The sequence below is a fragment of the Halomonas llamarensis genome (assembly GCF_023555005.1).
In the GTDB taxonomy this organism is placed as follows: domain Bacteria; phylum Pseudomonadota; class Gammaproteobacteria; order Pseudomonadales; family Halomonadaceae; genus Vreelandella; species Vreelandella llamarensis.
On sequence record NZ_JAMJPJ010000006.1, the window covers coordinates 103519 to 116423 of the forward strand.

Annotated in this window: 14 protein-coding genes; 11 read left to right on the forward strand and 3 right to left on the reverse strand. The window is 57.1% G+C overall.

Annotation, left to right across the window (positions count from 1 at the left end):
- The first annotated feature begins 38 nt into the window (after window positions 1-38).
- The gene (locus M8006_RS06025) at window positions 39-2327 is read left to right on the forward strand and encodes a mechanosensitive ion channel domain-containing protein (protein WP_250080619.1); all 2289 of its coding nucleotides are present in this window, start codon (window positions 39-41) and stop codon (window positions 2325-2327) included.
- Here M8006_RS06025 and M8006_RS06030 read toward each other — a convergent pair.
- Window positions 2244-2675 carry a hypothetical protein gene (locus tag M8006_RS06030; RefSeq protein ID WP_250080559.1) on the reverse strand — a complete coding sequence of 144 codons (432 nt, stop codon included), beginning with the start codon at window positions 2673-2675 and terminating at the stop codon, window positions 2244-2246. The genes M8006_RS06025 and M8006_RS06030 overlap by 84 nt on opposite strands.
- A 38-nt stretch (window positions 2676-2713) precedes the next feature.
- Window positions 2714-3703 (reverse strand): J domain-containing protein, encoded by a 990-nt coding sequence (locus M8006_RS06035; RefSeq protein ID WP_250080560.1) that lies wholly within the window; start codon window positions 3701-3703, stop codon window positions 2714-2716.
- A 287-nt stretch (window positions 3704-3990) separates the two neighbouring features.
- On the opposite strand from M8006_RS06035, the gene M8006_RS06040 reads away from it, so the two are divergent.
- The 5 genes from M8006_RS06040 (at window position 3991) to M8006_RS06060 (ending at window position 8252) form a co-directional block, all read left to right on the forward strand.
- Complete coding sequence (locus M8006_RS06040; RefSeq protein WP_250080561.1) at window positions 3991-4680, forward strand: CBS domain-containing protein; 690 nt, start codon at window positions 3991-3993, stop codon at window positions 4678-4680.
- Between the two features lie 164 nt (window positions 4681-4844).
- Window positions 4845-5009 carry a DUF2256 domain-containing protein gene (locus M8006_RS06045; protein ID WP_250080562.1) on the forward strand — a complete coding sequence of 55 codons (165 nt, stop codon included), beginning with the start codon at window positions 4845-4847 and terminating at the stop codon, window positions 5007-5009.
- Entirely contained in the window at window positions 5009-6421 is a 1413-nt protein-coding gene (locus M8006_RS06050) for a DASH family cryptochrome (RefSeq protein WP_250080620.1), read from the forward strand. The genes M8006_RS06045 and M8006_RS06050 overlap by 1 nt, the downstream gene beginning before the upstream one ends.
- A 17-nt stretch (window positions 6422-6438) precedes the next feature.
- Window positions 6439-6933, forward strand: coding sequence for a DUF3429 domain-containing protein (locus tag M8006_RS06055; RefSeq protein WP_250080563.1), 495 nt, complete (start codon window positions 6439-6441; stop codon window positions 6931-6933).
- A gap of 62 nt (window positions 6934-6995) precedes the next feature.
- On the forward strand, window positions 6996-8252 hold the full coding sequence (locus M8006_RS06060) for a lytic murein transglycosylase (protein ID WP_250080564.1): 1257 nt from the start codon (window positions 6996-6998) through the stop codon (window positions 8250-8252).
- A 67-nt stretch (window positions 8253-8319) separates the two neighbouring features.
- Here M8006_RS06060 and M8006_RS06065 read toward each other — a convergent pair whose 3' ends face one another.
- Entirely contained in the window at window positions 8320-9033 is a 714-nt protein-coding gene (locus tag M8006_RS06065) for a 16S rRNA (uracil(1498)-N(3))-methyltransferase (protein ID WP_250080565.1), read from the reverse strand.
- Between the two features lie 129 nt (window positions 9034-9162).
- On the opposite strand from M8006_RS06065, the gene phaR reads away from it, so the two are divergent.
- The 5 genes from phaR to M8006_RS06090 all read left to right on the forward strand — a co-directional run bounded on the left by phaR (window position 9163) and on the right by M8006_RS06090 (window position 12836).
- Window positions 9163-9672: a polyhydroxyalkanoate synthesis repressor PhaR gene (phaR, locus tag M8006_RS06070; RefSeq protein WP_250080566.1), complete on the forward strand. Its 510-nt coding sequence runs from the start codon at window positions 9163-9165 to the stop codon at window positions 9670-9672.
- A gap of 101 nt (window positions 9673-9773) precedes the next feature.
- Complete coding sequence (purD, locus tag M8006_RS06075) at window positions 9774-11069, forward strand: phosphoribosylamine--glycine ligase (protein WP_250080567.1); 1296 nt, start codon at window positions 9774-9776, stop codon at window positions 11067-11069.
- Window positions 11070-11105: 36 nt separating this feature from the next.
- The gene (locus M8006_RS06080) at window positions 11106-11558 is read left to right on the forward strand and encodes an acyl-CoA thioesterase (protein ID WP_250080568.1); all 453 of its coding nucleotides are present in this window, start codon (window positions 11106-11108) and stop codon (window positions 11556-11558) included.
- Window positions 11558-12430: a phosphoribulokinase gene (locus tag M8006_RS06085; protein WP_250080569.1), complete on the forward strand. Its 873-nt coding sequence runs from the start codon at window positions 11558-11560 to the stop codon at window positions 12428-12430. Before M8006_RS06080 ends, M8006_RS06085 begins: the two co-directional genes overlap by 1 nt.
- 64 nt (window positions 12431-12494) lie before the next feature.
- Window positions 12495-12836 (forward strand): histidine triad nucleotide-binding protein, encoded by a 342-nt coding sequence (locus M8006_RS06090; protein ID WP_250080570.1) that lies wholly within the window; start codon window positions 12495-12497, stop codon window positions 12834-12836.
- The last annotated feature ends 69 nt before the right edge of the window (window positions 12837-12905 follow it).

The following is a 12905-nucleotide window of genomic DNA, read 5'->3' on the forward strand; positions in this document are numbered from 1 at the left end:
CAACGGCAGTTAATGTGGCTGCCTCCATTAGGCGGGGCATGGTCGGGATACTGCTTGTGTTCTGCCTGCTCGCTCCGCAAGCCTCCGCGCAGTTGGTCTCGATACCTGGGCTCAATAGCGGTGACGAGCAAAGCACGGAGGTCAGCAACGCATCGTTTCAGCAGTCGTTGGATGATGTGGTCACGATGCTGGAAAACGAGCAGCAGCGCGAGCAACTGTTACAGTCGTTGAAAGAACTGCAAACGGTGAACGCAGCCATGCAGGACACGAGCATTGGGCCCCAAGGCTTGTTGGGGGCATTGGCTGACACACTCACCGATCTTGGTGAGCAGGTACAAGGCGGCGATTCGCCTGCCAATCAGTGGTCGCAGCAACTCACTCGCGGCGTTGAAGGGCTAAACGCATTAAGTCGTAGCGTCAGTCGGAGAGAGCTAATTCGCACGGCGGCAGATGGCGCTGTGCTGGCGGTGATTTGGGTGATGTTATTGGTGGTGATGATTGCCTTGGGGCGGTTAGTGGCCACCCGCCAAAGTTGGCCGCATGATTTACCCCGAGACCCACCCGGTTGGCTGCTTGCGGTACATTTTTTGCGCCGTATGCTTCCCTGGGTACTATCGTTTGCCGTCGTTTTAGGGGTGGGGCAGCTGCTGCCACACAGTCCAGGGCGGGCGTTGGTACAAGTCATCGCGTACGTTTGCGTTTGTGGGCGTGCGCTCTCCGTTGTCTTTGAAACTGTTATCGCGTTCTTTAGTCGCGGCCACCGCTTTACGGCGGTGCGTTTGCTACAACAACGCGCATTGCGAGCGTTATTTGCGATTGGCGCGCTGATTGCGCTGGGTGATGCCGTTAGCTCTAATCGGCTAGTCACAATGTTAGGGGATGATCTTTCCGGGCTGGTATCGGTACTCGCCAACATGATCGCCGCGCTGATTTCGATTCGGTTTATCTTCAAGTTTAAGCGCCCCATCCGCCATTTGATTTGCAATCGTCCGTATTATCAACGTCGAGACGCTAGTACTACCATCGAGCTTATCCGAGCGCTGGGCGGGTTGTGGCATATCCCGGCGCTATTGCTGGTGGTGGGGTCGCTACTGGCGATTTTTATCACCGCAGGCGATGTGGGTACGGCGCTGGCACGCTCGATTGTTTCCGCTAGTCTCTTGGTACTTACGCTGGTGGTAACGGGCCTTTTGCGTCGTCATGCTGAACGTATGAGCAAACGGCGTTATCACCGCCGTCATCGCTACAGCGAATACCGTAAGCGCTTGGAGCGTTTTGGTTTTGTGTTGGCACATATCTGTGCGTGGGGTGTCTTTGCTGAGCTTTTTTTCCAGGTGTGGGGCGGGTCGCTTTTTGGCCTTGGCCAGCAGGGGGTCACGAGTGCCTCTATTGGAAAGGCGCTTTTGAGTCTGGGAGCAACGATACTGTTCGCATGGCTGGTATGGATTATCGCGGACACGGCGATTCAACGTGCGCTCATTACCTCGTCCCGTTCACGCGGGCGTCGCGTTAACAAGGCTCGGGCGCAGACCATCACGCCGATGATTCGTAACGTGATTTTTGTCGCGATTTTGATTATCGCCGGGATTGCCGGGCTAGCGAACTTGGGAGTTAACGTCACTCCGCTGCTTGCCGGTGCCGGTGTGATTGGTTTAGCGCTCGGTTTTGGGGCGCAAACCTTAGTGCAGGATCTGATTACCGGTATTTTTATTCTGATCGAAGACTCGCTGGCGGTAGATGATTTCGTCGAAATCAACCGCCACATGGGAACGGTTGAAGGGCTGACGCTGCGCACGGTTCGGTTACGCGACCTTGACGGTGTCGTCCACATCATCACATTTAGCCGCATCGAGTCGATTCACAATATGTCACGGCAATTCGGCATTGCGTTGATGAAAGTTCGGATTCCGTTCGATATGGAAATCGACGCGGCGACGACGCTGATGCAAGAGACCGCCCAAGCGCTACGCCAGGACCCGATGATGCGCCACCATATCTGGTCGCCGCTGGAGATGCAGGGCATTGATGCCTTCGAAGATGGCTGCCCGATTTTGCGTATGCGCTTTCGCACCGCGCCGGAAATGCAGTGGGACGTCGCGCGGGCGTTTAACTTGTTGTTGAAACAGCGCATGGAAGCACAAAAGATCGATCTCGGCGTGCCGCGCTTGAGCGTCAATATGGAGGCGCGCGCCGAAACTGTAAACGACGCGCAAGCAGGTGCGGAAGAGGCGGACGATACTGCCTTAAGCCGCCCACAAGCGCATACACAGGGCGAACCCAGCGGCAAGTCCCGCACACGTGCCAATCCCGAAGGTGGCAACGAATAGCCATGTGCCCCGAAAGCGCCACCAGCGGTTATACAGCGTGACGGCGTGGCTGACGCGGTCAACGAGTTCATCATGGCGTGAAATCGCGTTATCTGGTGGCAAAGAGAAGTCGTTAGCCACGTTGCCTTGCCAGTGGGCCGCGTGGGTTAGCCCCAGGCGAGCACGCAAGCGGCCAATATCGCTAACCGTTGTGTGTGTACTATCATAGACTTCGCGGCGCTCGGGGATGGCTAACACCGCTTCGGCATCTTGCTTTAAGGCGCTGTGTTGGCACGCTGCAATGGCGCTTTGTAGCTCCTGCGGCGTAGCATGGGGGGGTAGCGCTAGGCGCTGGTACAAGTCACGCATAGGCAAATTAGGTACCCGTGGCTGTTGTTAAGCGTCATTTATCGATAGGTTTGCATCAAGTAATCATACGCATTTTTGATGCGTTGAAAACGCGCTGAGGCCAGCGCCACTTGCTGCTCGCTCTCAGAGAAAAAGCGATCAGGGTGGTGCAGTTGCGCCATACGCCGATAGGCACGGCGGATATCGCTTCGGTTAGCGCCCTGGGTAAGGCCAAGGACTGCTAGCGCCCGCGACGTTCGATCCGGCGGCGATTGGGGACGCGGTTTGTATTGTTGATAGCGTTTTTCGTGGTGTTGGTGACGCTGCTGATGGCGTTGATCATCACGTTGGCGCTGTTGAGAATCTTGCTGTTTTTGCTGGCGTCGGCGCGCTTTCTCTTGCTGAGCACGTTCACGCTTGGCTTTTGCGTGTTCTTCGCGCTCTTGGCGGCGGCGCTGCTTTTCCTGCTCGCGCTCTTGGTGCTGTGCTTGCTGCTGCCGCTCGGCTTCTTCTGCACGCGCTTGGGCCTGTTCCTTTTCGGCGGCTTCTTGGGCCTTACGCTCATAATATTGAGGGTCGTGACGTTTCCAGTAAGCCTCGGTGCTAATATCTTCCGGTGCCTTTAGTGCTTCACCGGTGAGCTCTTTAAACAACGTGCTGAGCGTCTCAGGTACTACCCCTAAAAGGTCGGCAAGAAAGCGTAATATATAATGATTGGCCAGTGAGAGCGTGCCGTCGTCGGTCGCCAAGGTAATCGCCTGATGCATAATGCTAAGGCTGCGCTCTTGCGAGCACTCTTTGCGCAGCACTTCTGACGCAAGCTGAATCGCCTGCAAATCTTGGCGTTGGGCAATTTCCATCACCGGGTCTATGTCATGGCCGTGGCGAAATGGCGCGGTAACTTGCGCGAGCCGCCGGCGTCGTTGGCCTTCGGTAATCGGTTGGCGGTTAACCAGAACCCACGCCAGCAGCAGCAACGTTGCCGTATCCACTTGGCTGCGGCTTTGAAGCAGCACCAGCTCAAATGGGGAAAAACGGGCAATCGACATTCCCAGGCTCCAGGGCAATGGGGTAAATAGCAGGCAATGGTCGCTTTACACGCAGCAGATGGCAAGCCTCAAGCGCCTAATGTCGAACGGTGGTCGACCCGGCCAGCGTTAACTCAGCGCAGTATGTCCATGGGTCCTTAAGTAAAATTGAGCCTTAAGCCCATTGAGTCGTATGCGTCAGGTCAACGTAGTCGGTATTGCAGGATTAGGGCATGGAAACTCGCCCAAGAGACAGCTACGCTTTAAGTAAACGTGCTTTTTACCAAAAATAAGCGGAGGAATGCTAGATGCAAGCTGCCGATATTATGACTCATGATGTGATTAGCGTTGGTCCGGATGACGACGTTAATGCGATTGCCAAGCTGTTGCTGGCTCACCGTATTAGTGCCGTGCCCGTTGTGGATGACCAACTGAAAGTGATCGGCATTGTGTCAGAAGGCGATCTGATGCGTCGCGTCAAAGATGAGAGCGGCGAAGAGCGCTCTTGGTGGCTTTCCCTGTTTGCCGGGCAAAAAGACCCAGGTGAGTACGTTAAATCGCACGGGCGTAAAGCCAGCGAGGTGATGACCCCCAACCCTTTCACCATTGATGAAAGCACGCCGCTGCATAAAATTGCGCGTCTGCTAGAAAAGCACCGCATTAAGCGCGCTCCCGTGGTCAGTGGCAATAAATTGGTCGGTATTGTTAGCCGTGCCAACTTACTTCAAGGCCTTGCAAGCGCTGAGGTGACCAACGCTGAAGCCCCGAGTGACGACCGTGCCATTCGCGAAGCCATACTCAAAGAGGTCGATGACAATACCGGTGTGCGCGTTGCAGGAATTAGCATCATTGTGAGCGATGGCGTAGCGGAGCTTTGGGGTTTGGTCGAATCTAGCGAGCAGAAAAAAGCCGTCCAAGTCGCCGCTGAAAACACCCCCGGCGTTAAACAGGTCGAAAACAACCTGGGTTTGGTGCCTAAAGGCGTAGGCGGCTATTAACGAGCCATCACGTAACGCGCATTGAGTGATCATACTGCCGATAAACTCGGCGGTTTTTATTGCCACTGAAGCAATATTCCTATACAAGATTGTCATTATTGAGGGTGTTGACGTACAATGATTGTACGAACTAATTTTGCTCTCATCCCCAATGTGACGATGCCATGCGACGCAAAGCTGACCTACCGCAAAAACCGTGCGCCCACTGCAATCGCCCGTTTTCCTGGCGTAAAAAGTGGGCACGCTGCTGGAATGACGTGCGCTACTGCAGCGAGCGTTGCCGTCGCTCAGCCAAGCCGCTTCGCCGGGTAAAAGAGGCGAGCGCATGATGTCGCCTACCTTAGATATCATTTGGCTGCACAACGAGCTACGTGTAGCCGACAATCCGCTTTTGCACTTTGAAAAGCTGCCCGAGCAGCTTCTGTGTGTCTATGTATTGGATCAACGTTGGCTGCAAGCCCCTTTCCCCGGTGAAACGCCTGCTCGTATTGGCCCGGCACGTTTGCGTTTTTTATGGCAAAGCTTAATAGAGCTGCGTGGAGAATTGCTGCGCCGAGGTAGTGATCTTCTTGTACGCATTGGCTCACCAGTAGAAGAAGTGGCCGTATTAGCGCAGCAGCTAAACGCTCAGTACGTACGCGTCGCTGAGCAATCCGGTGCCGATGAAACGGCCGATATAAAAGCGCTCAAGGCCGAGCTTCCTGATAATATCGAGCTAGACGTGGTTGAGAGCGGCGTATTAATTGATCGTGAGAGGTTGCCGTTTTCTCTTGAGGAGCTTCCTAGCAGCTTTTCTGCTTTTCGTCGTCATGTGGAAGCTCACTGCACGCTAAATGCGCCGTTGCCTGCCCCGGTGACGCTACCCCCATGGCCGGAAGCATCGCGGGGCTTTCCGGCGCTACAAAAGGTGTGCGGCGTTACCGCTGCATGGCAGCCCGATGAGCGCCAAGGGCTGGCCTATGCTGGCGGAGAAGCGGCCGGTTTAGAACGCCTTGAGGATTACGTTTGCAAGCAAGATGGCCCTGCTTCTTACAAGCAGACTCGCAACGGCTTGCTCGGATCAAATTTTTCTACGCGCCTATCGCCCTGGCTGGCGCACGGTTGTATTTCGCCCAGTCAAGTGCATCAAAAAGTGAAAGCCTGGGAGGCAAAGCATGGCAGCAGCGAGTCGAGCTATTGGATTACCTTTGAGCTGCTCTGGCGTGATTATTTTCATCGCGCAGCACAGCGTGAGGGCGCGGCTATGTTCGGCTCACACGAGCTGCCTAAGCCCTGTGCGTATTTCACGGCCTGGCGCGAAGGGAACACAGGCTTACCCTTCGTTGATGCCGCCATGCTTGAGCTGCGTCTAACGGGGTGGATATCGAATCGCGCGCGGCAAAACGTAGCGAGCTTTCTGGTAAAGGATTTAGGCGTTGATTGGCGTTTGGGTGCCGCCTGGTTTGAACACTGTTTGATTGATTACGATGTGGCCAGCAACTGGGGTAACTGGCGCTATATGGCGGGCGTAGGCCGTGATCCGCGCCAGGATCGCTATTTTAACGTGCTCAAACAAGCCGGCCACTACGACCCGAAAGGCTGCTACGTTGCCAATTGGCTGCCAGCGCTCGGCGAGTTACCCTGTGATCTGGCGCGCCAACAACCCTGGCGCGTGTTGCCTGAGTCCTTTGCACCCCCCGTGGTTGAGCCCGACGCCTGGCAGCGCTGGCTAATCGATAACGCAAGGGCGACTCACCCCTAAGCGCAAAAGGAGAGCCAATGCCCTCACTGCAACCCAAGGCAAAAAACACGCTGCATAGTCGTGGCAAAACGGCTTGGTTACTTGGCTTGGCGGGGCTATTGCCTTTTTGGTTGTCTCTCGCGGTCGCCTTTTGGGGGCCAATGGTCTGGCAGGTGAGCGCGGTGTACGGTTTTCTCTATTACGGCGCCGTTATTTTGTCGTTTTTAGGTGGTGTTCACTGGGGCGCCGTTATTCAGCGTGCCGACCACCAGCGCCATTCGGGCGACATTCGCCGTTTGCTCATGGCCATGGTGCCAAGTCTTATCGCGTGGCCAGCGTTAATGCTCAGCCCCGTGACCGGTGTTTGGGTGGTAATGATTGGCTTCGTGTTGGTGTGGGCGTACGACGTAAGCCGTGAAGGGCGTCTAGGCTGGCCGGGTTGGTACCTGTTACTGCGCTCGGTGCTGACCGTTGCCGTGGTGCTCGCCCATATTGGTATGATTATACGCTTAGGAAGCCGTGCGTGGGGCTAGCGTTTGCGATCATTGTAGGTGATCATCGTGGCCATGCTCTGACCCCCTAAGGATCACACTATATGCCTCTACTCACCCCGCGCGGCATGCTCGCGGGTTTTCTTTTGAGCCTGACACTAGCTGGGTCTCCCGCTGTTGCCGAAAGCGCTGGCCAAAACCTCATGGCCGAAGTGGATACCCAGGCGGCGGAAGAGGTTCACTACGCCGACTTTCGCGCATGGCGAGATAACTTTCGCCGCTATGCTGCCTCGCAGGGTATTAGTGAGCGCACACTAACGCAGGCGTTAGATAACGCGCACTATCGCGAACGCGTGATCGAGCTTGACCGCTATCAGCCCGAATTCGTGCGCCCTATTTGGGAGTATTTGGATACCGCCGTCTCCCGCACGCGAATCAATAACGGCCGTGAGAAACTCGCCGAACACCGCGATACGGCCAAGCAAATGGAACAGCGCTACGGCATTCCTGCCGAGGTCATCGTGGCGATTTGGGGTATCGAGAGCAATTACGGCAGCAACTTTGGCAGTTTCTCAGCCCTCGATGCATTTGCCACCCTGGCGTACGATGGGCGGCGACGCGATTTTGCCCGTGGTGAGCTTCTTGCCGCGCTGCGCATTATCGACAGTGGCGACATCCCCGCCGATAAGATGGTCGGCTCCTGGGCCGGTGCCATGGGTCACACGCAGTTTATTCCCTCAAGCGTTGAAGCGTACGCTGTCGACGGTGACGGCGATGGTCGGCGTGATATCTGGGGCAGCATAGCCGATGTGATGGCATCAACGGCTAACTATCTCGCTAAGGCCGGCTGGCAGCGCGGCCAGCCGTGGGGCACCGAGGTCACGCTGCCGGATAATTTCGACTACGCGCAAACCGAGCGTCGCAGCCGCGATGCGTGGGCCGATCAGGGCGTGCGCGCGGTCAGCGGCGAACTCCCCGACTTTGACAGTGACAGTGCCGCGGTCATTGTGCCCGCTGGGGCAGAAGGCCCAGCGTTTATGGTCGGGCCGAATTTTCGCGCCATTTTGCGCTACAACAACGCCACCAGTTACGCCCTAGCGGTCGGCACGCTAGCCGATGCGATTGCCGGTCGCGCCGACGTTCAGCAACGTTGGCCCCGCGAACAGGCGCCGCTCACACGTGACGACGTGCGTGAACTGCAGCGCCAGCTGAATGCTGCCGGTTACCACGTTGGGGGTGCTGACGGCATTATGGGGCCGAACACCCGCCACGGCCTGCGCGAGTTTCAGCGTGACCAAAGCCTGACGCCGGACGGCTTTGCCACCCAGGCGCTTTTATCACGATTGAAAAATCGCCAATAACACACGTTTCCAGCCGCCATGTTTTACGCTGGCCCCACAAATCCAGCGATTAATGCTGGCTAACGGCTTAAAAAAGACGCGCTAGTAGCGCCGTTACGGCGGTTTCGACCCGCAAAATGCGAGGGCCAAGGTGCATGCCCTCGCAGCCCGCCTCAAGCAGTTTTTCCACCTCCCACTCGATAAAGCCGCCTTCTGGGCCGATCAGTAACAGCGTCGGCGATGTCATGCCGCGCGGGCATGCATTCGCCATACCGGGGTGAGCGAGCAGCCCGCGCCGCCCGGTGAGCAGCGTTGGCAGTACGTCTTCAACAAAAGGGCGAAACCCTTTACGCAGCGTCACCGTGGGCAGCACGGTATCTTTGGCCTGCTCAAGGCCGAGAATCAAGTGCTGATGCATTTTTTCGGGTGTCAGCTCCGGCGACTGCCAATAGCTTTTTTCCACGCGCTTGGTATGCAACAGCGTGATGTCTTTAACACCGAGGGCAGTGACATGCTCCAACGTACGAGCCAGCATCCGCGGGCGCGGTAGGGCTAGCACCAAATGTACCGGCAGCGCTGGGGGCGGTGGGGTGTCTAGCGCCTCCAGGGTGAAGCTTGCGTGTTCGTGATCCAGTGCGGTGAGCGTTGCCGTGCCCATAAGCCCCCCTTCTAGCCCCACTGTCAGGCGAGCGCCGGGCTTTGCGCGGTGAACCTCTTTCAAGTGGCGTAAACGTCGAGGGTCGCGAATAATCACACGGTGTTGCGTGCTCGTGTCTTGCGGGTCTAATAAAATCAAATTCATGCGGTTGTTTATGCTCTACTGGGGCGTGGTGGCTGACGAGCCGAGCGCTGCGCTTGCATGGCAGCACAGGGCAGGCACAATAGCGGTCAAGAGAATAACAGCTTTTTTCGTGTTTTAAGGAGAGTCGCCGTGCGCGTGATTCGTAAGTATGCCAATCGCCGATTGTACGATACGCAGCAAAGTCGCTACGTCACACTAGAAGGTTTGCGTCAGCTGATTTTAGACGAAGCGCCCTTCCGGGTGGAGGAGGCCAAAAGCGGCGAAGACATCACCCGCACGATTCTGCTTTCGATCATTATCGAGCAGGAGCAGGCCGATAGTGAGGCGGAAGTTTTCTCCAACGATCTGCTCGCGAAGCTGATTCGCGTGTATGACATGTCCTCGCCGCTCCCGCTGGCGCGATACCTGGAGCAGGGCACGCAGCTGATGATGGAGCAGCAACAACGCATGCAGGATCAGTGGCAGAAAGCGATGCGTCACTCGCCCATGGAGTTCATGCGGGAGCTGGCCGAAGAGAACATGCGTTTTTGGCAGAAAACCTTTAACCAGACCGGCCCGCCCTTTGACGAAGAAGACACAACCGAGAAAAGCAATAAACCCGACACACCAGAAAAAACCGACGATAAGCCCGTTAGCTAAGCTAGCACCGCACGCTTATCGCAAGCGCTATGGCATAATGCGTATCACTCACGTGATACGTGGCTCCATCCAGTAAAAGCCTACCCAGTGAAAGGATAAGCATGAAGGTTTTGATGATCGGCGGCGGTGGCCGCGAACATGCGCTAGCGTGGAAGCTGGCGCAGTCTGAGCAAGTTGAGGAAGTGCTGGTCGCGCCGGGCAACGCTGGCACCGCGATGGAGCCGAAGCTCACCAACGTCGATGTTGCCGCCACCGACCTTGATGGCTTGGTGGCGCTCGCCACCCAAGCGCCGGTGGGGTTAACGGTGGTGGGGCCGGAAGCACCGCTGGTGGAAGGCGTGGTCGACCGTTTTCAGGCCGCAGGGCTTACCATCTTCGGCCCCACGCAATCGGCCGCGCAGCTAGAAGGCTCTAAATCTTTCACGAAAGACTTTCTTGCCCGCCACCAAATACCGACCGCCGATTACCAAACCTTTACCGCTGTCGAGCCAGCGCTTGCCTATCTGCGCGAGAAAGGCGCGCCGATTGTGATCAAGGCCGATGGCCTCGCGGCGGGTAAGGGCGTGATCGTGGCGATGACCGAAGCTGACGCCGAAGCCGCCATTCGCGACATGCTCGAAGCCAACGCCTTTGGCGATGCTGGCGCACGGGTGGTGGTCGAGGAATTCTTGGATGGCGAAGAGGCGAGCTTTATCGTCATGGTGGACGGCGCAAACGTGGTGCCCATGGCCACGAGCCAAGACCACAAGCGCGCCTATGACGGCGATAGCGGCCCTAATACCGGCGGCATGGGCGCTTACTCGCCCGCGCCGGTAGTCACGCCGGAGGTCGACGTGCGCATTATGGAGCAGGTGATTTTGCCCACCGTGCGCGGCATGGCCGACGAGGGTAACGCCTACACCGGCTTTCTCTATGCGGGGCTGATGATCGACCCCGCAGGCAACCCTAAGGTGATCGAGTACAACTGCCGTTTTGGTGACCCGGAAACCCAGCCGATCATGCTGCGTTTAACCTCGGACCTTACCGAGCTTTGCCTCGCTGGCGCCCAAGGCAATCTGGCGGGGAAAGCCTGCGAGTGGGATCACCGCTCCGCCGTTGGCGTAGTGATGGCCGCCGGTGGCTACCCGGAAAGCTACCGCAAAGGCGATGTGATTGACGGTATCGACGCCGCCGAAAAGCGTGGCTGTAAAGTCTTCCATGCCGGCACGACGCTTTCCAACGCGGGCGACGTCACCACCGCTGGCGGGCGCGTGTTATGCGTGACCGCCTTGGGGGAAAGCGTATCAGACGCGCAGCAGCAAGCGTATCAAGGCGTTAGCGCAATTAACTGGGAAGGCGTTGAATATCGGCGCGATATCGGCTACCGCGCGATTGCACGCGAGCAAGCCCGCGATTAAGGTCTGGTATCGCACAACCAACGAAAGGAAACCGCTATGGAGCGCGTAACGCTCGACTTTCCCGGTGAGGCATTGATTCACCGTCATCCGCTTGCGGTGCGGGTGACCGATATGAATTACGGCCGCCATCTCGGACACGATGCACTGGTATCGCTTTTGCACGAAGCACGCCTGCAGGCACTGCTGGCGCTGGATCTGCCCGAGTGGGACCTTGCCGGTTACCCTAGCGTGGTGGTGGATCTCGCCGTCCAGTACCAAAGCGAAGCGCACTGCCCCGACATGTTAGTGGTCGAAACCGCCGTGCCGATGCCAGCGGGCAAAGCACTGACGGTGTACCACCGCGTTCTCAAGCAGGATAGCGAACAGGTAGTGGCAACCGCGCGGCTCAATTTGCTATTGATCGACCCGGCACAAGGGCGGCCTGTTGCCATCCCCGAGGCAGTGACACAGGCGCTTGCCAGCGCCCAATCCAAGGTGAGTGAGCGCTAATGTCCCGCGAATACCCCATCATTGCCGTGACCGGCTCGTCCGGTGCCGGTACGACCACAGTGCGGCGCAGTTTTGAGCGCATGTTTCAGCGGGAAGACGTGCACGCGGCGATGGTGGATGGGGACGCGTTTCACCGTTATACCCGCAGTGAGCTTCACCGCATGTTCCGCGAAGAGCCCGAGCGTAAAGATCAGCTCTCGCACTTCGCCGTGGAAGCCAACCTGCTCGACCGGCTCGAAGGGCTTTTTATCGAGTACGGCGAGCACGGCACTGGGCAGTTTCGCCACTACATCCACGCCGAAGATAAGCAGAAGATCGAAGCCGGCTATCAGGTAGGCACGTTTACCGAGTGGCAGTCACTGCCTTGCGGCACGGATTTGCTCTTCTACGAAGGCCTGCACGGCGGGCTGGTGACGCCTGAGTTCGATATTGCCCGCCATGTGGATTTGTTAATCGGCGTGGCGCCCACCATGAACTTGGAGTGGATTCAAAAAATTGACCGCGATACCAAGATGCGCGGCTACTCGCAGGAAGCGGTGATCGATACCATTTTGGGGCGTATGGATGACTACGTGCGCTACATTCAGCCGCAGTTTTCGCGTACACATATCAACTTTCAGCGCGTGCCGACGGTGGATACCTCTAATCCCTTTGAGGTGCAGGACATTCCCACCGATTCCGAGTCGTTCGTGGTGATTCGCTTTCGAGACCCGTCAACCGTCGACTTCCCATGGCTGTTGGCGATGATCCAGGGTGCCTTTATGTCGCGCCCGCATACGTTGGTGGTACCCGGCTCGCGGATGTCGTTGGCGATGGAATTGATTTTGGCGCCGCTCGTGCGTCACTTGCTCGCCCAGCGACGCTTTCGCTAAGCTGGCAGTTAACGCTGATACATGAATGCAGCCGTGTGAAAGATAACCACTTGAGGAGCGTGCCATGGAATGTTTGTTCTGCAAGATCATTAACCGAGAGATCCCGTCGGATATCGTCTATGAAGACGATGAGGTGCTGGCGTTCAACGACATCAACCCGCAAGCGCCCACGCACATACTCATCATCCCCAAAAAACATATCGCCACACTGAACGATGTCGAGGAAGGGGACCTGACCATTGTCGGGAAGTTGCAGCATACCGCCGCCAAATTAGCCAAAGAGAAAGGTTTTGCCGACGACGGTTACCGCGTGGTCATGAACTGTAACGAAATGGGCGGTCAGACGGTTTATCACATTCACATGCACCTGATGGGCGGACGCGAATTTACCTGGCCAGCGGGGTAAAGGCGTAACAGCAGAAAAGCCGTACATCCTTCGACAAGCTCAGGGCGAACGGTGATGGCGGATCCAAAG